Raw genomic sequence first — 18,985 nt, 5'->3', positions numbered from 1 at the left:
TGCTACAAGCCGCGCTCCCTGGCCTCGGTGATCAGACCATGCCCCTCCGCATCGGCGTCCTCGGCGCCGGCCATTTCGGCCGCTTCCACGCGCTGAAGCTCGCCGGCCGCGGGTTGCTCGGCGGCCTCTTCGACGCCGATCCCGCCCGCGCCGCGGAGGTCGCGGCCGAGACCGGCGCGCCGGCCCTAGGCCCCGCGGCGCTGCTCGCCGCCTGCGACGCCGTCGTCATCGCCGTGCCGACCGCGCATCACCACGCGCTGGCGATGCAGGCCATCGCCGCCGGCCGGCACCTCCTCGTCGAGAAGCCGCTCGCCGCCACGCTGGAGCAGGGGCGGGAGATCCTCGCCGCCGCCCGCGCCGCCGGCCTGGTGCTGCAGGTCGGGCATATCGAGCGCTACTCGGCCGCCATCCGGACGCTGCGCGCCAGCGGCGCCGAGGCCGGCGCGCTGAGCTTCGAGGCGACGCGCGTGGCGCCCTTCCGCCCGCGCAGCCTCGACGTCTCGGTGGTGCTGGACCTGATGATCCATGACCTCGACTTGGTGCTGAGCCTCGCCGGCTCGCCCCTGGCCGAGGTCCGGGCGACCGGCCGCCGCATCATGTCGGACCACCCGGATTTCGCCGTCGCCCATCTCCGCTTCGAGGGCGGGGCGCGGGCCACCGTCACCGCCAGCCGGGTCAGCGTTGGGATGGAGCGGCGGCTCCGCATCCTTGGCGGACAGGGCGAGACCCGCATCGACTTCCTCGCCCGGAGCCTGGAGCGCCTGCATCCCGGCGGCACGGAGCGAGTCGGGACCATGCCCGGCTGGGGCATCACCCGCGCCACCTGGACCGAGCATGACAGCCTGGAGGCCGAGCAGGCGGCCTTCCTCGCCAGCATCGAGGCCGGTGCCCCGGTGGAGGCGAGCGGCGAGGTCGGCCTCGCCGCGCTCGATGCCGCGCTCCGCGTCGAAGCCGCCATCGCCGGCCGCCAGGCTGCCTAAAGCGGTCCGGGTTCGCCCTGGCCCTCGGCCGGCCGGCGCGCCACATAGCCGGTGCGCAGGCCGGGGAGGAAGCCGCAGCCCTCGTAGAAGTGGTGCACGGCCGGGTCCGCCCGGCCGCTCTGCATCAGCACCTGGTGGCACCCCATCGCCCAGGCCTCGGCCAGGGCCGCCCGCACCACCGCCCCGCCATGCCCCCGCCCGCGCCAGGCGGGATGGGTGACGACATTCTCGAGGAAGCCATGCCCCCGGCCCCCACGCAGCAGGTTGGGGGCGGTCACCAGCATGCAGCTGGCCACGACCTGCCCCTCGACCTCGGAGACGAGCAGCGCGAGCCCCGGCCAGCCGAGCATCTCCCGCCAGACCGCCGCCGCCCGCGCGCCCTCCGCCGCGGCGCTCACCTCCGAGGCGCGGTAGAGGGCGAGCAGCCCGGCGAGGTCATCCGCCCGGGCCCGCCGCGCCGCCGCCATTGCCCGCCTCTCCGCCCTCGTCCCGACGCGCGCCGAGCATCGCCAGCACCGCCGTGGCCGCCGCCTCGCTCGGCACCCCTTCCGGCGGCCTGAGCCGCCCGAGCGCCTCGGCGAAACCCGCCCGCTGCGCCGCCACCGCCGCCGGCTCCCGCAGCAGCTGCGTCAGCCCCCTGGCCAGCAGCGGCGGGGTGCAGCGCTCCTGGATGAATTCCGGCACCACCTCCCGCTCCACCAGCAGGTTCACCAGCGAGGCGTGCGGCACCTTGATGAGCCGCCGCGCGATCGCGGCCGTCAGCGGATTGACCCGGTAGCCCACGACATGCGGCATGCCGGCGACCGCCGCCTCGAGGCTCGAGGTGCCCGACTTGATCAGCCCTGCCTCGGCCGCGGCGAAGGCGTCGTATTTCTCCGCGGCCCGGCGGACCAGCACCGGCCGCGCCGCCCATCCCGCGCAGCCCTCGCGCACCGCCTCCTCGACCGGCCCGGCCAGCGCCACCACCGGCCGCAGCCCGGGCACCGCCTCCCCCGCCAGGCGCAGCGCCTCGCCGAAGATGCCGAGCAACCGCCGCACCTCGGAGCGCCGGCTGCCCGGCATCACCACCACCACCCGCTCCCCGGCGGCGATGCCATGCGCCGCCCGGAAGCCTGCCGGATCGCCCCGGTCGGCGCCGCTCTCCAGCACCGGATGCCCGACGAAGCTGACCGGGATGCCCGCCGCCTCGAAGAAGGGGGGCTCGAAGGGGAGAAGGGCCAGGATGCGGTCCACCGTCTCGGCGATGCGCCGCACCCGGCCCGGCCGCCAGGCCCAGACCTGCGGCGCGACGTAGTGCAGCACCGGCACGCCCTGCGCCTTCACCCGGCTGCCGAGGCGGAGGGTGAAGCTCGGCGCGTCGATGGAGAGGAAGAGGGCCGGGCGCCGCGCCAGCACATCCGCCTCCGCCTCGGCCATGCGCCGGGCGAGGCGGCGGAGGTTGGGCAGCACCTCGAGCAGCCCCATGAGCGAGAGCTCGCCCATGGGGAAGAGGCTCCGGACGCCCGCCTCCGCCATCCGCTCGCCGCCGATGCCGGCGAATTGGAGGTCGGGCCGCCGCCGCCGCAGGGCCGCGATCAACCGTGCCCCGAGGATGTCGCCCGAGGCCTCGCCGGCCGCCACGTAGATCAGCGTCATGCGAAGACCGCGAGCGCCGGAGCCTCGACCGGCCCCTTCGGCCAGTCCCGGTGGTTCAGCACCGCCCCCTCCCGCCGCACCCGCTCGATCCTGCCGGGGTCGAGGCTGCTGAACACCCATCCCGGCGCATCCATCGCGCCCGCCGCCATCACCCCATCCTCCGGAAAGCCGCGGTCGACCGGCCCATGGACGGAGGCCGCACCATGGTTGACGTCGAGCGCGGCCGACCAGGGCGCCAGCCCCACGGTCGGCGCGACCGCGACGAAGCACTGGTTCTCCAGCGCCCGCGCCTGGGCGGAGAGGCGCACCCGGTTGAAGCCATGGACGCTGTCGGTGCAGGCCGGGACCAGCACCAGCCAGGCCCCTGCCTCCACCTGCGCCCGCACATGCTTCGGGAACTCGGCATCATAGCAGACGGAGAGGCCGACCAGCCCCCAGGGCGTCGGGAAGACCGAGGGCCCCGCCCCGGCCGAGACGCCCCAGCTCTCCGCCTCGAAGCGCGTCATCACCCGCTTGTCCTGGAAGGCGAGGCGCCCGTCCGGCGCGATCAGCGGCGCCCGGTTCACCACCCGCCCGCCGACCTCCATCGGCAGGCTGCCCGGCACCAGCCAGACGCCGTGCCGGCGCGCCACGCCGCGCATCGCCTCCACCACCGCAGGCGCCAGCGCGACCATGGCGCGGAGCTCCTCGGCCGCATCCGCGAGCCCGCCGACGATCTCCATCGGCGCGTATTCCGGCATCAGCAGCAGCTCGGCCTGCCCCGCCGCCTCGGCGACGAAGCGGTCGAGCCGCGCCGCATAGCCATCGATCCCCGCCGGCCGCCCCACGGGCCAGGCGAAGGCGCCGAGCCGGAGCGCCGTCACAGCGGGTCCTTCATCCAAAAGCCGAGCGCATGCGGCGTCTCCGCCGCATCGCCATGCTCCCGCCAATGGAAAACGCAGGACAGGTCGAGCCGGGGCGCATAGCCGCGCCGGCGCCAGAACCCGTCGAGCGGGACGTAGTCGGGCGGCCGCCGCGGGTCGCGGGCATTGCGCACCACGGCGCAGAAGGCGGCCGCGCCGAGGCCGAGCCGCCGCGCCTCCGCCTCGCGGCGCTCGAAGAAGCCAACGCCGATCCCCTGGCCGCGCCAGGCCGGGAGCAGCACGCTCTCGCCGAAATAGCAGACCCGCCCCGGGTCGAGCCCGCGCCGGCGGAAGGCCGCCTGCACCGGCGCATGCGCCTCCGCCATGGGCTGGCAGGTCGCCATGCCGACCGGCTCCGCCCCGTCCCAGGCGACGATGATGGCGGCATCCCGGCCGGCGAGGAGCGTCTCCAGATATTCCTGCTCCTGCCTGGAGTCGCCGTCATAGAGGTAGGGCCATTCGGCGAAGACCGCGATGCGCAGCCGCGCCAGCGCCGGCAGCGCCGCCTGCCGCGCCTCGTCGGCCAGGGTCTCGAGCCGCACCGCGCTCATCCGCTGATCTCGCGCTGCTGCCGGGCGCTCTCGGCGAAGGCGCGGAGCCCGTTCTCCACCACCGCCCGGTCGAGGTCGCGGAGGATGAAGACGAGGCGCGAGCGCCGGTCCTCGCCCTCGGGCCAGCGCTCCAGCATCGCCGGCGGGTGGAACAGGCCCTGCACGCCGTGGATGGCGATGGGGCGCGCCTCGCCCTCGATGTGCAGGATGCCCTTGATGCGCAGCACGCTCTCGCCCCGCGTCATGGTCAGCACCTCGAGCCAGGTGGCGAGCCCGTCCCAGGGCAAGGGCTCGTCGAAGGTGAGGCAGAAGCTGTGGATGCGCGCATCGTGCCGGCTGACGTCATGGTGATGGTGGTGGTGGTGATGCCCAGCGAAGGCCTCGGCATCCAGCCAGCGCCGCACGTCCGGGTGCTTGCCCGCCGCGTCGTAGAGGCCGCAGTCGAGGAGGGCGGCCGCCGGCGCATCGGCCCGCAGCAGCGGCGCGCCGGGGTTGAGGGCGCGCAGCCGCGCCTCCAGCGCCGCCACCGCCGCCGGCGCGGCGAGGTCGGTCTTGCTGAGCACCAGCCGGTCGGCGACGGCGGCCTGCTTCACCGCCTCCGCCTGCGCATCGAGCGTCGCCATGCCGGCGACCGCATCGACCAGCGTGACGACGCCATCGAGCCGGAAGCGGGCGAGCAGCAGCGGCTCGGCCATCAGCGTCTGCAGGATGGGCGCCGGGTCGGCGAGGCCGGTGGTCTCGATCACCACCCGCCGCACCGCCTGGCCGCCCTCGACCCGCCCAGCGAGGTCGCGCAGCGCCCGCACCAGGTCGCCGCGCACGGTGCAGCAGAGGCAGCCGGCATTGAGCAGCACCGCATCGCCGTCGAGCCGCTCGACCAGCAGGTGGTCGAGGCCGATCTCGCCGAACTCGTTGACCAGCACGGCGGTCTCGGCGAGCGCCGGGTCGCGGAGCAGGCGGTTGAGCAGCGTCGTCTTGCCGGCGCCGAGGAAGCCGGTGAGGAGCGTGACCGGGATAGGCTGTCGGCGCGCCCGATTCACGGCCTCGCTGGCGCTCTGCCGATCGGACGCGCTCATGCGCCGTACAGCGCCTCGGGCGCGACCTCGGGCCGAGTCAGCTCCGCCAGCACGCCGTCGCGCGGTGCGAGGTAAAAGCAGCTCCGCCGCCCGGTGTGGCAGGCGACGCCGGTCTGGTCGACCAGCAGCAGCAGCGCATCGCCGTCGCAGTCGAGGCGGATATCGACCAGTCGCTGCACCTGGCCGGAAGTCTCGCCCTTCCGCCAGAGCGCGTTGCGCGAGCGGGAGAAGTAGCAGGCCCGGCCCGTCGCCAGCGTCTCCTCGACGGCCGCGCGGTTCATCCAGGCGAGCATCAGCACCTCGCCGGTGTCGTGCTGCTGGGCGATGGCGGGGACGAGGCCGCGCAGGTCGAAGCGGATGGACTCCAGCAAGGGGAGGCCGGCTTCCGGCTCGGGGCTCTTCGGGGGGCTGCTCATGCCCCTATATAAGGGCAGGATGCCCGGATGGAGGAGCCCATGCCCGACGCCCCCATGCCTGACACCCTGCAGGCGAGCCTCGACCGTGCCGCCTCCGTCTGCGCCCGGCGCGGGGCGCAGCTGACCGAGCTGCGCCGGCAGGTGCTGCGCCTGGTGCTGGAGAGCGGCCAGCCGGTCGGCGCCTATGCGCTGCTCGACCGGCTGCGGGCGAGCCGCGCCGGCGCCGCCCCGCCGACCGTCTACCGGGCCCTCGACTTCCTCGTGGAGCAGGGGCTGATCCACAAGGTGGAGCGGCTCGGCGCCTTCGTCGGCTGCGCCGAGGTGGAGGAGCATCCGGCGGATTGCGATTGCGGCACGGCGCATGACCATCCGCACCAGTTCCTGATCTGCGCCCGCTGCGGCGGCACGACCGAGATCAGCGACCCGGGCGTGGCGCTCGCCCTCAGCCGCGCCGCGGCCGCCGCCGGCTTCGCCCTGGCGCGCAGCACGGTAGAGGCGGAGGGGATCTGCGCCACCTGCCGGGACGCGGCCCGTTGATGCGGCGGCGCCTGCTGCTCGCCCTGCTGTCGCCCGGCGCGGCCCTTGCCCAGGCGGCGCCCCGGCCCGGCCCGGAGGCGCGCAAGGCGGAGCTCGACCGGGCCTTCGAGGCGCTGCGGACGGCGCCCGACGAGGCGGGGGCGGCGCTGGTCGAGGCGCGGATTCGGGCGCTCTGGTCCCAGGTCGCCAGCCCCTCGGTCGTGCTGCTGCTGCGCCGCGGCGCCCGCAACCTCGAGGCCAGGCTGCCGAATGAGGCGCTCGAGGATTGCGATGCCGCCATCACGCTCGCGCCCGATTTCGCCGAGGCCTGGTTCCTCCGCGCCCAGGCCTATCTCGCGGCCGGCGACGGCGCCGCGGCGGCGCGCGACCTGCAGGAGGTGCTGCGGCTGGAGCCGCGGCATTGGCCGGCGCTGGCGGCGCTCGCCGCCATCCAGGACCAGGCGGGGGACCCGAAGGGCGCGCTGCGCAGCCTCGCGGCCGCGCTCGCCATCAACCCGCAAATGCCGGGGGGCGCGGCGCGGCTGCGCGAGCAGCGTCGGAAGGCCGAGGGCGAGGCCACGTAAGCGTGAACGGCCATTCCGATGCTGCATGGCAGCAAGGCGGTTCGATGAGTGGAACGTCATCCTTCCGGACTGTAGATTGCAGGAATGCAATCTTGAGTGCCCGCGATACCGGGCATGCGGGCCGAGGAAGACCGACGATGAATGAGCTGATCTCCATGTTGCCCTGGGCTTTCGGCCTGGTGGCCGCCGCGGCGGCGCTGACGCAGTTCCGCTGAGCCTCAGCCCTCGATGAGGGCGCGGATGCGGCGGGCGAGGCTGCCCGCCTCGAAGGGCTTGGCCATCAGCGCCATGTCCGCCTCCAGGACCTCGCCGGAGAGACCGGCGGCATCGGCATAGCCGGTCACGAAGAGCACCTTCAGCCCAGGCCGCTGTCGCCGGGCCAGATCGGCGAGTTGCCGGCCGTTCATCCCGCCCGGAAGGCCGACATCGGTGACCAGCAGGTCGAGCTGGACGTCGCCGCGCAGCATGGCGAGGGCCTCGCGCCCGTCCACCGCCTCCAGCGCGCGATAGCCGAGGTCGTGCAGCACCTCGACCAGCACGCTGCGCACCACCGTCTCGTCCTCCACCACCAGCACGGTCTCGCCGGGGCGGGCCGCCGGGGCGTCGGCAAGGCCGGGCAGCGGGCCGGGAGGGTGCCGGGTGCCGGCGGCGCCGGCATGGCGCGGCAGGCAGAGCCGTACCGCCGTGCCCTGGCCCGGCGCGGTGCGGATGGTGACCGCGCCGCCCGATTGCCGGGCGAAGCCGTAGATCATCGACAGGCCGAGCCCGGTGCCCTGGCCGGTCGGTTTGGTGGTGAAGAAGGGGTCGAAGGCCCGCGCCGCCACCGCGGGCGGCATGCCAGTGCCGGTATCGCTGACGATGATGGCGACATACTCGCCCGGCGGCGCCTCCTCGCCCGCGGCAAGCCGCTCCGGCGCCGCGGCGATGCCGAGGCGGCCGCCGCCCGGCATGGCGTCGCGGGCGTTGATGACCAGGTTGAGGATGGCGTTCTCGAGCTGGTTCGGGTCGCAGAGCGTCGCCGGCAGGCCGGGCGTGATTTCGATCGACAGCGTGATCGCCTCCCCCAGCGTGCGCCGCAGCAGCTCCTCCATCGAGCGGATGAGGCCGGAGACATCGACCACGCGCGGGTCGAGCGGCTGGCGGCGGGCGAAAGCGAGCAGCCGCTGGGTCAGCGCCGCCGCCCGTTCGGCCGATTCGGTCGCGGCCGCCACATAGCGCGCGGTCTCGGCGGCGCGGCCCTCGGCGACCCGCTTCTTCAGCAGGGCGAGGGAGCCGATGATGCCGGTCAGCAGGTTGTTGAAATCATGCGCGATGCCGCCGGTGAGCTGGCCCACCGCCTCCATCTTCTGCGCCTGGCGCAGCTGCTCCTCGGCGGTGCGGAGCGCCGCGGCGGCTTCCTTCTCGGCGGTGACGTCGCGGCCGACGGCGTGGACCCGCCCTTCGGCCGGCGCGGCGGTCCAGGAAATCCAGCGCCAGCGGCCATCCGTATGGCGGTAGCGGTTCTCGAAGCGGAGGGTGGCGAAGCCATCGGCCAGGCGGCCCATCTCGCCGATCGTCGCCGCCTGGTCCTCGGGATGGACGAGGTCGAGGAAGCGGGTGCCGGGGAGCGCCGCCGTGTCATGGCCGAGCAGCCTTTCCCAGGCCGGGTTGACGGCGGTGATCGTGCCGTCGAAGCCGGCGACCAGCATCAGGTCCTGGGACAGGCGCCACATCCGGTCGCGCTCCCGCGTCCGCTCGGCGACGCGGACCCCGAGCTCGGCATTGAGGGCGCGCAGCGCCGCCGCGGCCTGGCGCTGCTCCTCGATGTCGGTGTTCATGCCGACCCAGGATTGCAGCCGTCCCTCGGCATCGAGCAGGGGCACGCCGCGGGCGTGGGTCCAGCGCCAGCCATCCTCGCGGTGGCGGAGGCGGTATTCGATCTCATAGGGGCGGCGGCTGGCGACGCTCTCCCGCCATTGGGCCTCGGCGCGGGGGCGGTCCTCGGGATGGACGACGTTGAGCCAGCCGAAATCGAGCCAGTCCTCCACGCTCTGGCCGGTGAAGGCGCGCCAGGAGGGCGAGTCGGCCCGGACCGCGCCTTTCGCATCGGTGGTCCAGACGATCTGGGCGGAGGCTTCGACCAGGGCGCGGAAGCGCGACTCGCTTTCCGCCACCGCGGCGGCGGCCTCCTGCCGGTCGGAGATGTCGATGACCGAGCCTATATAGCCGAGATACTCGCCCCCCTCGCTGAAGCGGGGCGCGGCGGTGTCGAGCACGAAGGCGAGGCTGCCATCGGCGCGGCGCAGGCGGTAATCGGCCTGGAAGAGTGCCCGCGCGGCATTGGCGCTGCGGAAGCCGGCCTCCGCCCGCGGCCGGTCCTCCGGCAGCATGGCGTCGAGCCAGCCGAAGCCTTCGCCGGCGCCGGGGGCCTGGCCGGTGAACTCGTACCAGCGGCGGTTGAGATAGGTGCAGCGGCCGTCCGGGTCGGTGGTCCAGATCATCACCGGCGCATGGTCGGCCATGGTGCGGAAGCGGGTCTCGCTCTCCCGCAGCGCCGCCTCGGCCGCGGCGCGCTGGCGGTCGGCGAGGACCTGGCCGGTGGTCTCTGTGCAGGCGCAGAACATCCCCGCGATGGCGCCTGCCTCGTCGCGGACGGGGCTGTAGGAGAAGGTGTACCAGGTCTCCTCCGGATAGCCGTGCCGCTCCATCACCAGGTGCATGTTCTCGGCCCAGGTGGCCTCCCCGGCCAGCGCCCGGTCGATCAGCGGGGCGATGTCGGGCCAGATCTCGGCCCAGACCTCGCGGAAGGGCCGGCCCATGGCGTCCGGATGCTTGGCGCCGAGGATCGGCGCGTAGCCGTCATTGTACAGGAAGCTCAGCTCGGGCCCCCAGGCGACGAACATCGGGAAGCGCGAGGCGAGCATCAGCCCGACCACGGTCCTCAGCGAGGCGGGCCAGCCCTCCGGCGAACCGAGCGGGGAGGCGGAGCAATCGAGGCCGCGCATCAGGGCGCCCATGCGGCCGCCCCCGGCGAGGAAGGCGGGCGGGGCAGGCGCCGTCATGTCGCGGCCGTGGTGGATCGGCGGGGTCTCTCGTGCCGGGTCGATAACCGCAGTCTCGGTCCGCCCCGGCCCGGCGGCAAGGTCGCGGGCGATCACATGCCGAGGGCGCGCTTGTAGAGGTCGAGCAGGGTCTCCTGCTCCTCCACCTCGGCCGGCTCCTTCTTGCGGAGCGAGATGAGCTGGCGGACCACCTTCACGTCGAAGCCGGCCGACTTGGCCTCGCCGTAGATGTCCTTGATGTCGTTGGCGAGGGCCTTGCGCTCCTCCTCCAGCCGCTCGATCCGCTCGATGATGGAGCGCAGCCGGTCGACGGCGATGCCGCCCACCTCGGGGTCCGGGTCGGCGGCCTGGCGGGCGCGGCTGGCGCGGGCTTCGTCCTCGAAATCGATGTCGCTCATCTGCTGCCTAGCTCCAGGGCGGGCGGCGCTCCTACCGCGCCCGGAGCCGGGCAGCAACGACGATCAACCGTGGCCGGGGTTGGAGGCGGCGAACTGCGCCTTCTGTGCCGCGGTCGCCTCGGTCTGGTGCTTCGCCTGCCACTCCTTGTAGGGCATGCCGTAGATGATCTCCCGTGCCTCCGGGTCGGCGAGCGGGATGCCCTTCTCCTCGGCGGCGGCGCGGTACCACTTGCTGAGGCAGTTCCGGCAGAAGCCGGCCAGGTTCATCATGTCGATGTTCTGCACGTCGGTCCGCTCGCGCAGGTGCTCGACCAGGCGCCGGAAAGCGGCGGCCTCGAGCTCGGTGCGGGTGGCGGGGTCGATATCGGGCATGGGGCTCTCCCTCTTCGTCACTGGCTAGATGGTCCATACTCGCCTCCAGGCAAAGGGGAGGGGCGGGGGCATGGCGGTTGGCTTCGACGATGCGGGGGCGCGGGCGGCGCTGCACCGGGTCTTCCAGGCGGCGCTGGCGGCGGCCGACCCGCTGACGGCGCTGCCGGCGCATCTGCCGGAGGCGCCCCGCGGCCGCTGCATCGTCATCGGCGTCGGCAAGGCGGCGGCGAAGATGGCGCTGGCGGTGGAGCGGGCATGGGCCGGGCGGCCGCTCTCCGGCCTCGTCATCACGACGCATGGCGCCGACGTGCCGGACCCGCCGGCCGGGCGGCGAATCGCGGTGCGCTTCGGCAGCCATCCCGTCCCGGATGCGGCAGGCGCCGCGGCGGCGGCGGAGATGCTCGGGCTGCTGCGCGAGCTCTCGGCCGATGACCTGGTGCTGTTCCTGGTCTCGGGCGGCGGCTCCTCGCTCTCGACCCTGCCGGCGGCGGGGCTCTCCCTCGACGAGCTGATGGCGGTGAACCGGGAGCTGCTGCGCTCCGGCGCGCCGATCGGGGAGATGAACTGCATCCGCAAGCACCTCTCGGCCTTCTCCGGCGGGCGGGTGGTGGTGGCGGCGCATCCGGCCCGTGTGGTGACGCTTGCCATCTCCGACGTGCCGGGGGACGACCCGGCGGTGATCGCCTCCGGCCCGACCGTGCCGGACCCCACGACCTTCGCCGAGGCGCGGGCGCTGGTTGCGCATTACGGGATGCAGCTGCCGCCGGCGGTGACGCGGCACCTCGCGGAGGCGCGGGAGGAAAGCCCGAAGCCGGGCGACCCGCGCCTCGCGGGCGCCGATCTCCGGATGGTCGCTACGCCCCTGATGGCGCTCCGGGCCATGGCGCGGGAGGCGGAGACGATGGGCCTCGTCCCGCTCATTCTCGGCGATGCGCTGGAGGGGGAAGCGGCCCAGCTCGGCAGGGTGCTGGCCGGCATCGCCCGCAGCAGCGCGGCGCATGGGCTGCCGGTCGGGCGGCCGGCTCTGATCCTGTCGGGCGGGGAGACGACGGTGACCCTGCCGCTGGGTGCCGAGGGCCGGGGCGGGCGGAGCATGGAGGGGCTGCTCGGCTTGGCGCTGGCGCTGGAGGGGCATGCCGGCATCTGGGCGCTGATGGCGGATACCGACGGCATCGACGGCAAGTCGGATGCCGCGGGGGCGGTTGCCGCGCCCAATACGCTGGCGCGGGCGCGGGCGGCGGGGCTCGACCCGCGGGCGATGCTGGCCTCGCATGACAGCTACGGCCTCTTCGCCGCGCTCGGCGACCTCGTCGTCACCGGGCCGACCTTGACCAATGTGAATGACGTCCGTGCCGTGCTTGTAACTTAATCTCGTCTTAAAATTTAAGCTATCTTGGGTGCTAGGCGGGTTGCCTTAACATTCCTAAGTTGGCGCCATGCGCGATCCCGAACTGGATGATCTCCTGGCCCGACGCGGCACCGTCACCCGTATCGCGGCCGCCCTCGGCATCTCTCCCGCCGCCGTCTCGCAATGGCAGCGCGTCCCCGCCGACCGGGTGGCGGAGCTTTCCCGCGTCCTGGACCTGCCGCCCTACCGGCTGCGGCCGGACCTCCACAAAACCCCGCCCGAAGGGAACACGCCCCGCATGGCCACCCGCATCCCGCTGCGCCGCCGCCGCCGCACCAAGATCGTCGCGACCCTGGGCCCGGCGAGCAGCAGCCCGGAGGTGATCGAGCGGCTCTACCGGGCAGGGGCAGATGTGTTCCGGCTGAACTTCTCCCACGGCTCGCATGCCGACCATGCCGAGCGCATCGCCATCATCCGGGCGCTGGAGCGGAAGGTCGGGCGGCCGATCGGTATCCTCGCCGATGTGCAGGGGCCGAAGCTCCGGGTCGGGCGCTTCCAGGGCGGGCGGGTGCAGCTGCAGACGGGCCAGCCCTTCCGTCTCGACCTCAGCCCCAATCCGGGCGATGTGCGGCGGGTGCAGCTGCCGCATCCCGAGATCATCAAGGCGGCGCAGATCGGCACCTCCCTGCTCCTCGATGACGGCAAGCTGCGGCTGCGCGTGACCCGGGTGCGGGAGGACCATCTGGAGACGGAGATCGTGGTCGGCGGCCCGCTCTCCGACCGCAAGGGCGTCAACGTCCCCGACGTGGCGCTGCCGATCCCGGCGCTGACGGAGAAGGACCGGGAGGACCTGGCCTTCGTGCTCGAGCAGGGGGTCGAGTATATCGGCCTCAGCTTCGTCCAGCGGCCGGAGGATGTGGCGGAGACCAAGGCGATCTGCGGGGGCCGCGCCCTCGTCATGGTCAAGATGGAGAAGCCGCAGGCGGTCGAGAACCTCAATGCCATCATCGCGCTGGCCGATTGCGTGATGGTGGCGCGCGGCGACCTCGGAGTCGAGCTGCCGCCCGAGGAGGTGCCGCTGGTGCAGAAGCGCATCGTCCGCGCGGCCCGTGCCCTGGGCCGGCCGGTGGTCGTCGCCACGCAGATGCTGGAAAGCATGATCTCGGCCCCGGCGCCGACCCGGGCCGAGGCCTCGGACGTGGCGACGGCGGTTTTCGACGGGGCGGATGCGGTGATGCTCTCGGCCGAGACGGCGGCGGGGCAGTATCCCTTCGAGGCGGTCAACATGATGGACCGCATCGTGGCCCGGGTGGAGCAGGACCCGGACTGGCGCTCGCTCACCGACAACTCCCGCCCGGAGCCGGAGCCGAACAGCGCCGGCGCCATCGCCGCCGCGGCCCGCCAGGTGGCGCATACGATCAAGGCGCAGGTGATCGCGACCTTCACCTCCACCGGCTCGACGACGCTGCGCGTGGCCCGCGAGCGGCCGGACTGCCCGATCCTTGGCCTCACCGCCAGCATGGAGAGCGCGCGGCGGCTGGCCGTCGTCTGGGGCGTGCATCCGCTGGTCTCGCAAGAGCCGAACTCGATGGGCGACATGGTGGCGAAGGCGCTGCGCTCGGCCCAGGCGGAGGGTTTCGCCGCGTCGGGGCAGGAGGTGGTGGTGACGGCCGGCGTCCCCTTCGGCACGCCGGGCACAACCAATGCGTTGCGGGTGGCATCCGTGAAGTAGGGGAGGGTTCGGGCATGAAGAAGCTGGTCAACGACCCGCGCCGGGTGGTGCGGGAGATGCTCGAGGGCCTTTGCGACCTGCATCCCGGCCTCGCCCTGCTGGAGGGCGAGGAGGTGGTGGTCCGCGCCGACCTGCCGCCGCCCGGGGCCCGGCCGGTCGCGGTGCTGTCGGGCGGTGGGGCGGGGCATGAGCCGGCGCATGCGGGCTATGTCGGGCCGGGGCTGCTGGCGGGCGCGATCGCGGGTGATGTCTTCACCTCGCCGAGCGTCGATGCCGTGCTGGCCGGGATCCGCGCCGCGGCCGGCCCCACCGGGGCGGTGCTCATCCTCAAGAACTACACCGGCGACCGGCTGAATTTCGGCCTCGCCGCCGAGCTGGCGCGGGCGGAGGGCATCCCCTGCGAGGTCGTCGTCGTCGCCGATGACGTGGCGCTGCGCGAGACTGTGGCACCCGAGCGCCAGCGCGGCATTGCAGGCACTGTGCTGATCCACAAGCTGGCCGGCGCCGCGGCGGCGGCAGGGCAGGGGGTGGCGGAGGTCGCGGCCATCGCCCGCGCGGCGGCGGCGGAGCTTGGCAGCATGGGCGTTGCCCTCGGCGCCTGCACCGTGCCGGCGGCGGGGAAGCCGGGCTTCACCCTCGGCGAGGACGAGATCGAGCTCGGCCTTGGCATCCATGGCGAGCAGGGCGTCGAGCGCGGGGCGATGGCGCCGGCCGATGCGCTGGTCAAGCGCATGCTGGGGACGATCCTCAAGGACCGTAGCCTCGGTGCCGGGGCGCGGGTGGCGCTGCTGGTCAACGGGTTGGGCGGCACGCCGCCGATGGAGCTGTCGATCGTCGCCCGCCGCGCCGTCGCGCTGCTGCGCGAGCGCGGGCTGGTGGTGGAGCGGGCCTGGGCCGGCAATTTCCTGACCGCGCTCGAGATGCCGGGCTGCTCGCTTTCTCTTTTGAGGCTCGACGATGCGCGGCTCGCCCTGCTCGATGCGCCCGGCGAGGCGCCGGCCTGGGCGGGGCCGGGACGGATCGCGCCGAGGGTCGTGCTCGCGGCGCCGCCTGCCGCGCCGGCGCCGGCCGGAACGCCGGGGCCGCTGACGCCTCGGCTGAAGGCCGCGGGGCTGGCCGTGGCGGCGGCGCTGGAGGCGGCGGAGGCGAGGCTGACCGAGCTGGACTCGGCGGCTGGCGATGGCGATCTCGGACTCAGCATGGTGCGCGGCGCGGCGGCGATCCGGGCCCTGCCGGAGGGCGCCTGGGCCGACCCGCCAACGGCGCTCGCTGCCCTGGGCGAGGCGCTGCGGCGCGCACTCGGCGGCAGCTCCGGGCCCTTCTACGCCACCGGCCTGCTCCGGGCGTCGCGCGAGATGCAGCAGGGCGGCGAATGGCCGGCCGCCTTCCGCGCCGGCATCGCGGCCATCGCCGAGCTGGGCGGCGCCAGGCCGGGCGACCGGACGATGCTGGACGCGCTGGCGCCGGCGGCGGAGGCCTTGGCGAGCGGCGGCCTCGCCGCGGCCGCCGAGGCGGCGGAGCAGGGCGCGGCGGCGACGGCGGCGATGACGCCGCGCCTCGGCCGGGCGAGCTATCTCGGTGCGCGGGCGATTGGCGTGCCGGATGCCGGAGCGGTGGCGGTGGCCGTTTGGATGCGGGCCCTGGCCGGGGCGGTCTGACCGAGCTGGCCCCGCCCTCTGCCGCCTCGCTGCCCTCCCCGGGTTCCGCCTCCCGAGTTGCAACCACCTCCGCAAGGATGGCGCGGCCGACCCTTGCGGGCTTGCTCGGGACTGCCGGCCGTGCCATAGCACGCCCCGCCGAAGCCGGGGCCACCCGGCGCGGCAAATTCGCACGCGGCGCGCCCTTCCGGCTTGGCAGGGTCCGGTCCCGGGGAACCCCGGGAAGGCGCCGCGGAGGCTCAACCGGACTGACAGGAAGGATCTCGCCCATCATGGCGATGCCCCAGGTTTCCCTTCGCCTGCTGCTCGAGGCAGGCGTCCATTTCGGCCACCACACGCGGCGCTGGAACCCGCGGATGGCGCCCTACATCTTCGGCGTCCGCAACCAGGTCCACATCCTCGATCTGCAGCAGACCGTCCCGATGCTGGACCGTGCGCTGCGCGCCGTCCGCGACGTGGTGGCGGCCGGCGGGCGCGTGCTCTTCGTCGGCACCAAGAAGGCGGCGGCCGAGTATGTGGCCGAGGCCTCGGCCCGCTGCGGCCAGTACTACGTCAACCACCGCTGGCTCGGCGGCATGCTGACCAACTGGAAGACCATCACCGGCTCCATCAAGCGCCTAAAGCAGATGGAGGAGCAGCTCGGCGGCAACATCACGGGTCTCACCAAGAAGGAGATCCTGATGCTGACGCGCGAGAAGGAGAAGCTCGACCGCGCGCTCGGCGGCATCAAGGAGATGGGCGGCCTGCCCGACATTATCTTCGTCATCGACGTGGTGAAGGAGAAGCTGGCGATCGAGGAGGCCAACAAGCTCGGCATCCCCGTCATCGCCGTGGTCGACAGCAATGCCGATCCGCAGGGCGTCGCCTTCCCGATCCCGGGCAATGACGACGCGATCCGCGCGATCAACCTCTATTGCGACCTGATCGCCGGCGCCGTCATCGACGGCATCTCGGCCGGGCTGCAGGCCTCGGGCGTCGACATGGGCGCGGTCGAGGAGCTGCCCGAGGACGAGGCGCTGACCGCCGCCGCCGAGGAGGCGACGCCGGAGGAGTTCACCGCGGCCGCCGCGGCCGAGGAGACCCCGGCGGAGCAGCCCGCCGCGCAGGCCTGAGCTTTCGTCCCGCCCTTCGGGCGGGCCGTGTTGCAGACGCGTATGGCGGCCGTCCGGGTTGGGCGGCCGCGTTGAATTGGTTGTTGTGTCGCGTGAGTCACGCCTCCGGCCGTCCCAGCCTGCGGCGATCACGCTCGATGGAGGGTTGATCCATGGCCGAAATCACCGCAGCGATGGTTCGCGACCTGCGCGACAAGACCGGCGCCGGCATGATGGACTGCAAGAAGGCCCTGGTGGAGTCGAACGGCGACATGGAAGCCGCGATCGACTGGCTTCGGAAGAAGGGCCTTTCGGCAGCCGCCAAGAAGTCCGGCCGCGTTGCCGCCGAGGGCCTGGTCGGCGTCGCCAGCGCCCCCAACGTCGCTGCCATGGTCGAGGTAAATGCCGAGACCGATTTCGTCGCCCGCAACGAGCAGTTCCAGAATTTCGTCGCCGAGGTGGCGGGGCTGGCGCTCTCCGTCGGCGAGGATGTCGAGGCGCTGAAGGCGGCGACCTATCCCGGCACGCGCCACAGCGTGACCGAGGAGCTGACGCGCCTCATCGCCACCATCGGCGAGAACATGACGATCCGCCGCGCGCGTCGCCTCGAGGTGAGCAGCGGCGCCGTCGCCACCTACACCCACAACGCCATCCGCCCGGGCCTCGGCAAGATCGGCGTGCTGGTGGCGCTCGAGGGCGCCTCCGAGATCGAGGCGCTCGAGGGCCTCGGCCGGCAGATCGGCATGCATGTCGCCGCCACCCGGCCGGAGGCGCTCGACGTCTCCGCCGTCGACCCCTCGGCGCTCGAGCGGGAGAAGGCGGTGCTCTCCGAGCAGGCCCGCGCCAGCGGCAAGCCGGAGGCCATCATCGAGAAGATGGTCGAGGGCCGCATCCGCAAGTACTACGAGGAAGTGGTGCTGCTGGAGCAGGTTTGGGTGCATGACGGCGAGAGCCGCGTGAGGGCCATCGTCCAGAAGGCCGGCGGCAAGCTGTCAGGCTTCGCCCGCTTCCAACTCGGCGAGGGCATCGACAAGCCGGTCGGGCCCGACTTCGCTTCCGAGGTCGCCAAGGTCTCGGGCGTCGGCGCCGCCTGAGCCGAAACCGTTGCATGTGGGCGGGCTCCTCGCTCACCCGCATGTGGCGTCCGTGGCTCGTCCAGGGCCTTGCGGGGCCGGGGGCCGCTGCATATCGTTCCTGGCCCCCGTGACGGTCCCATAATGAACCAGCCGACCAGCTACAAGCGTGTCATGCTCAAGGTGTCCGGCGAGGCGCTGATGGGCAACCGCGACTACGGCCTCGAATCCGCGACCGTCCGGCGGATCGCCGAGGATGTGAAGGGCGTCGTCGACCTCGGCGCGGAGGTCTGCCTCGTCATCGGCGGCGGCAATATCTTCCGCGGCATCGCCGGCGCCGCGGCGGGCATGGACCGTGCCCAGGCCGACTACATGGGCATGCTGGCGACGGTGATGAACGCGCTCGCCATGCAGTCGGCCCTCGAGAAGCAGGGGCTGCCGACGCGGGTGCTGAGCGCCATCCCCATGCAGTCGCTCTGCGAACCCTATATCCGGCGAAGGGCCATCCGCCACATGGAGAAGGGCCGGGTCGTCATCTTCGCCGCCGGCACCGGCAACCCCTTCTTCACCACCGATACCGCCGCCGCGCTGCGCGCCGCCGAGATGGAGTGCGACGCGCTCTTCAAGGGCACGCAGGTGGATGGCGTCTATTCGGCCGATCCGCGGAAGAACCCGAAGGCGGAGCGCTACGTGACGCTCACCTATCTCGACATGCTCGCCCGGGACCTGCTGGTGATGGATGCCGCGGCGATCAGCCTGTGCCGCGAGAACAAGCTGCCGATCATCGTCTTCAATATTCACGAGCCCGGCGCCTTCACCGCCGTGATGCAGGGCGAGGGGAAGTTCACCACGGTGATCGAGCAGCACTGACGCCGCCCGCTTCCCGCCATCTTCGCGTGGTGAAGTGGGCTTACACGCGCCCTGGGCGCGACGTGACGAGGCCCCGGGCCATGCCGCGGGCCGCACCGATCGGGAGAGACAGGCCATGCCGGCCGACCTCAAGACGCTGAAACAGGATCTGACGCGCCGGATGGATGGCGCGATCGAGCTGCTGAAGAAGGAATTCTCCGGCCTCAGGACCGGCCGCGCCAGCCCGGCGCTGCTCGAGCCGATCCGGGTCGAGGCCTATGGCAACAACCAGCCGCTGAACCAGGTCGCCAATGTCTCGGTCTCCGGGCCCGGGTTGCTTTCGGTCCAGGTCTGGGACAAGTCGGTGGTGAAGGCGGTCGAGATCGCCATCCGCGACTCCGGCCTCGGCCTCAACCCGCAGACCGAGGGCCAGGTGATCCGCGTGCCGCTGCCGCCGCTGACGCAGGAGCGGCGCAACGAGCTCATCAAGACCGCCGGCAAGTATGCCGAGAGCGCCAAGGTCGCGGTCCGCGGCGTCCGCCGCGACGGGATGGAGCAAGTGAAGGCGCAGGAGAAGGACAAGAAGGCGCCGATCAGCCAAGACGACGTCAAGCACTGGTCCGACGAGGTGCAGAAGCTAACCGACCAGTACATCAAGCAGGTCGACAGCACGCTCGCCGAGAAGGAGAAGGACATCCGGCAGGTTTGAGCCTCGTGTCCGGCGCCCCCAAGCTCCAGCCGCTGCCCGACACCGCCTCCCCAG

Annotated in this window: 20 protein-coding genes; 11 read left to right on the top strand and 9 right to left on the bottom strand. The window is 73.0% G+C overall.

The features are described 5' to 3' along the window. Nucleotides 1–38: 38 nt before the first annotated feature. Nucleotides 39–980: a Gfo/Idh/MocA family protein gene (locus AC5JJ1_RS24085; RefSeq protein WP_495787649.1), complete on the top strand. Its 942-nt coding sequence runs from the start codon at nt 39–41 to the stop codon at nt 978–980. Here AC5JJ1_RS24085 and AC5JJ1_RS24080 read toward each other — a convergent pair. The 6 genes from AC5JJ1_RS24080 to hisI are packed head-to-tail and all read right to left on the bottom strand — an operon-like array spanning nt 977 to nt 5,560. Next, nucleotides 977–1,447, bottom strand: coding sequence for a GNAT family N-acetyltransferase (locus tag AC5JJ1_RS24080; RefSeq protein ID WP_495787648.1), 471 nt, complete (start codon nt 1,445–1,447; stop codon nt 977–979). The two genes, AC5JJ1_RS24085 and AC5JJ1_RS24080, sit on opposite strands and share 4 nt — an antisense overlap. Next, nucleotides 1,416–2,615, bottom strand: a complete 1,200-nt coding sequence (lpxB, locus tag AC5JJ1_RS24075; RefSeq protein ID WP_495787647.1) for a lipid-A-disaccharide synthase — start codon at nt 2,613–2,615, stop codon at nt 1,416–1,418. The genes AC5JJ1_RS24080 and lpxB overlap by 32 nt, the downstream gene beginning before the upstream one ends. Then, the gene (locus AC5JJ1_RS24070; RefSeq protein ID WP_495787646.1) at nt 2,612–3,478 is read right to left on the bottom strand and encodes a carbon-nitrogen hydrolase family protein; all 867 of its coding nucleotides are present in this window, start codon (nt 3,476–3,478) and stop codon (nt 2,612–2,614) included. The genes lpxB and AC5JJ1_RS24070 overlap by 4 nt, the downstream gene beginning before the upstream one ends. Continuing rightward, nucleotides 3,475–4,068: a GNAT family N-acetyltransferase gene (locus tag AC5JJ1_RS24065; protein ID WP_495787645.1), complete on the bottom strand. Its 594-nt coding sequence runs from the start codon at nt 4,066–4,068 to the stop codon at nt 3,475–3,477. The genes AC5JJ1_RS24070 and AC5JJ1_RS24065 overlap by 4 nt, the downstream gene beginning before the upstream one ends. Further along, nucleotides 4,065–5,144 (bottom strand): CobW family GTP-binding protein, encoded by a 1,080-nt coding sequence (locus AC5JJ1_RS24060; RefSeq protein ID WP_495787644.1) that lies wholly within the window; start codon nt 5,142–5,144, stop codon nt 4,065–4,067. The genes AC5JJ1_RS24065 and AC5JJ1_RS24060 overlap by 4 nt, the downstream gene beginning before the upstream one ends. Beyond that, nucleotides 5,141–5,560, bottom strand: coding sequence for a phosphoribosyl-AMP cyclohydrolase (hisI, locus tag AC5JJ1_RS24055; protein WP_495787643.1), 420 nt, complete (start codon nt 5,558–5,560; stop codon nt 5,141–5,143). The genes AC5JJ1_RS24060 and hisI overlap by 4 nt, the downstream gene beginning before the upstream one ends. 39 nt (nt 5,561–5,599) lie before the next feature. On the opposite strand from hisI, the gene AC5JJ1_RS24050 reads away from it, so the two are divergent. The 3 genes from AC5JJ1_RS24050 (at nt 5,600) to AC5JJ1_RS24040 (ending at nt 6,875) form a co-directional block, all read left to right on the top strand. Next, complete coding sequence (locus AC5JJ1_RS24050; protein WP_495787642.1) at nt 5,600–6,097, top strand: transcriptional repressor; 498 nt, start codon at nt 5,600–5,602, stop codon at nt 6,095–6,097. Beyond that, nucleotides 6,097–6,660 carry a tetratricopeptide repeat protein gene (locus AC5JJ1_RS24045; RefSeq protein WP_495787641.1) on the top strand — a complete coding sequence of 188 codons (564 nt, stop codon included), beginning with the start codon at nt 6,097–6,099 and terminating at the stop codon, nt 6,658–6,660. The genes AC5JJ1_RS24050 and AC5JJ1_RS24045 overlap by 1 nt, the downstream gene beginning before the upstream one ends. A 92-nt stretch (nt 6,661–6,752) precedes the next feature. Beyond that, a complete protein-coding gene (locus tag AC5JJ1_RS24040; protein ID WP_495787640.1) occupies nt 6,753–6,875 on the top strand; it encodes a hypothetical protein in 123 nt (40 codons plus the stop codon). A 3-nt stretch (nt 6,876–6,878) separates the two neighbouring features. Here the strand turns inward: AC5JJ1_RS24040 and AC5JJ1_RS24035 are convergent, their stop codons facing one another. The 3 genes from AC5JJ1_RS24035 to AC5JJ1_RS24025 form a co-directional block, all read right to left on the bottom strand. Next, nucleotides 6,879–9,797, bottom strand: a complete 2,919-nt coding sequence (locus AC5JJ1_RS24035) for a PAS domain-containing hybrid sensor histidine kinase/response regulator (protein WP_495787639.1) — start codon at nt 9,795–9,797, stop codon at nt 6,879–6,881. Continuing rightward, nucleotides 9,794–10,099 carry a DUF2312 domain-containing protein gene (locus tag AC5JJ1_RS24030; protein WP_495787638.1) on the bottom strand — a complete coding sequence of 102 codons (306 nt, stop codon included), beginning with the start codon at nt 10,097–10,099 and terminating at the stop codon, nt 9,794–9,796. The genes AC5JJ1_RS24035 and AC5JJ1_RS24030 overlap by 4 nt, the downstream gene beginning before the upstream one ends. 63 nt (nt 10,100–10,162) lie before the next feature. Beyond that, nucleotides 10,163–10,471 (bottom strand): DUF1244 domain-containing protein, encoded by a 309-nt coding sequence (locus AC5JJ1_RS24025; protein ID WP_495787637.1) that lies wholly within the window; start codon nt 10,469–10,471, stop codon nt 10,163–10,165. 70 nt (nt 10,472–10,541) lie between these two features. On the opposite strand from AC5JJ1_RS24025, the gene AC5JJ1_RS24020 reads away from it, so the two are divergent. The 7 genes from AC5JJ1_RS24020 to frr all read left to right on the top strand — a co-directional run bounded on the left by AC5JJ1_RS24020 (nt 10,542) and on the right by frr (nt 18,931). Further along, entirely contained in the window at nt 10,542–11,840 is a 1,299-nt protein-coding gene (locus AC5JJ1_RS24020; RefSeq protein ID WP_495787636.1) for a glycerate kinase type-2 family protein, read from the top strand. 67 nt (nt 11,841–11,907) lie between these two features. Next, on the top strand, nt 11,908–13,551 hold the full coding sequence (pyk, locus tag AC5JJ1_RS24015; RefSeq protein WP_495787635.1) for a pyruvate kinase: 1,644 nt from the start codon (nt 11,908–11,910) through the stop codon (nt 13,549–13,551). Between the two features lie 14 nt (nt 13,552–13,565). Next, a complete protein-coding gene (locus AC5JJ1_RS24010) occupies nt 13,566–15,209 on the top strand; it encodes a dihydroxyacetone kinase family protein (protein WP_495787634.1) in 1,644 nt (547 codons plus the stop codon). Nucleotides 15,210–15,481: 272 nt separating this feature from the next. After that, the gene (rpsB, locus tag AC5JJ1_RS24005) at nt 15,482–16,321 is read left to right on the top strand and encodes a 30S ribosomal protein S2 (RefSeq protein WP_495787633.1); all 840 of its coding nucleotides are present in this window, start codon (nt 15,482–15,484) and stop codon (nt 16,319–16,321) included. 152 nt (nt 16,322–16,473) lie between these two features. Then, nucleotides 16,474–17,394 carry a translation elongation factor Ts gene (tsf, locus tag AC5JJ1_RS24000; protein ID WP_495787632.1) on the top strand — a complete coding sequence of 307 codons (921 nt, stop codon included), beginning with the start codon at nt 16,474–16,476 and terminating at the stop codon, nt 17,392–17,394. Between the two features lie 123 nt (nt 17,395–17,517). Next, nucleotides 17,518–18,243 carry a UMP kinase gene (gene pyrH, locus AC5JJ1_RS23995; protein ID WP_495787631.1) on the top strand — a complete coding sequence of 242 codons (726 nt, stop codon included), beginning with the start codon at nt 17,518–17,520 and terminating at the stop codon, nt 18,241–18,243. 115 nt (nt 18,244–18,358) lie between these two features. Further along, nucleotides 18,359–18,931 (top strand): ribosome recycling factor, encoded by a 573-nt coding sequence (gene frr / locus AC5JJ1_RS23990; protein ID WP_495787630.1) that lies wholly within the window; start codon nt 18,359–18,361, stop codon nt 18,929–18,931. The last annotated feature ends 54 nt before the right edge of the window (nt 18,932–18,985 follow it).

The sequence above is a fragment of the Belnapia sp. genome, from assembly GCF_059504005.1.
The sequence above is the reverse complement of the archived record's forward strand: the minus strand, read 5'-3'. Positions and strand labels throughout refer to the sequence as shown.

Coding starts and splice junctions, on each gene's coding strand:
- AC5JJ1_RS24085 (WP_495787649.1), top strand. CDS start 39: ATGCCCCTCCGCATCGGCGTCCTCGGCGCCGGCCATTTCGGCCGCTTC.
- AC5JJ1_RS24080 (WP_495787648.1), bottom strand. CDS start 1,447: ATGGCGGCGGCGCGGCGGGCCCGGGCGGATGACCTCGCCGGGCTGCTC.
- lpxB (WP_495787647.1), bottom strand. CDS start 2,615: ATGACGCTGATCTACGTGGCGGCCGGCGAGGCCTCGGGCGACATCCTC.
- AC5JJ1_RS24065 (WP_495787645.1), bottom strand. CDS start 4,068: ATGAGCGCGGTGCGGCTCGAGACCCTGGCCGACGAGGCGCGGCAGGCG.
- AC5JJ1_RS24060 (WP_495787644.1), bottom strand. CDS start 5,144: ATGAGCGCGTCCGATCGGCAGAGCGCCAGCGAGGCCGTGAATCGGGCG.
- hisI (WP_495787643.1), bottom strand. CDS start 5,560: ATGAGCAGCCCCCCGAAGAGCCCCGAGCCGGAAGCCGGCCTCCCCTTG.
- AC5JJ1_RS24050 (WP_495787642.1), top strand. CDS start 5,600: ATGCCCGACGCCCCCATGCCTGACACCCTGCAGGCGAGCCTCGACCGT.
- AC5JJ1_RS24045 (WP_495787641.1), top strand. CDS start 6,097: ATGCGGCGGCGCCTGCTGCTCGCCCTGCTGTCGCCCGGCGCGGCCCTT.
- AC5JJ1_RS24030 (WP_495787638.1), bottom strand. CDS start 10,099: ATGAGCGACATCGATTTCGAGGACGAAGCCCGCGCCAGCCGCGCCCGC.
- AC5JJ1_RS24025 (WP_495787637.1), bottom strand. CDS start 10,471: ATGCCCGATATCGACCCCGCCACCCGCACCGAGCTCGAGGCCGCCGCT.
- AC5JJ1_RS24020 (WP_495787636.1), top strand. CDS start 10,542: ATGGCGGTTGGCTTCGACGATGCGGGGGCGCGGGCGGCGCTGCACCGG.
- pyk (WP_495787635.1), top strand. CDS start 11,908: ATGCGCGATCCCGAACTGGATGATCTCCTGGCCCGACGCGGCACCGTC.
- AC5JJ1_RS24010 (WP_495787634.1), top strand. CDS start 13,566: ATGAAGAAGCTGGTCAACGACCCGCGCCGGGTGGTGCGGGAGATGCTC.
- rpsB (WP_495787633.1), top strand. CDS start 15,482: ATGGCGATGCCCCAGGTTTCCCTTCGCCTGCTGCTCGAGGCAGGCGTC.
- tsf (WP_495787632.1), top strand. CDS start 16,474: ATGGCCGAAATCACCGCAGCGATGGTTCGCGACCTGCGCGACAAGACC.
- pyrH (WP_495787631.1), top strand. CDS start 17,518: ATGAACCAGCCGACCAGCTACAAGCGTGTCATGCTCAAGGTGTCCGGC.
- frr (WP_495787630.1), top strand. CDS start 18,359: ATGCCGGCCGACCTCAAGACGCTGAAACAGGATCTGACGCGCCGGATG.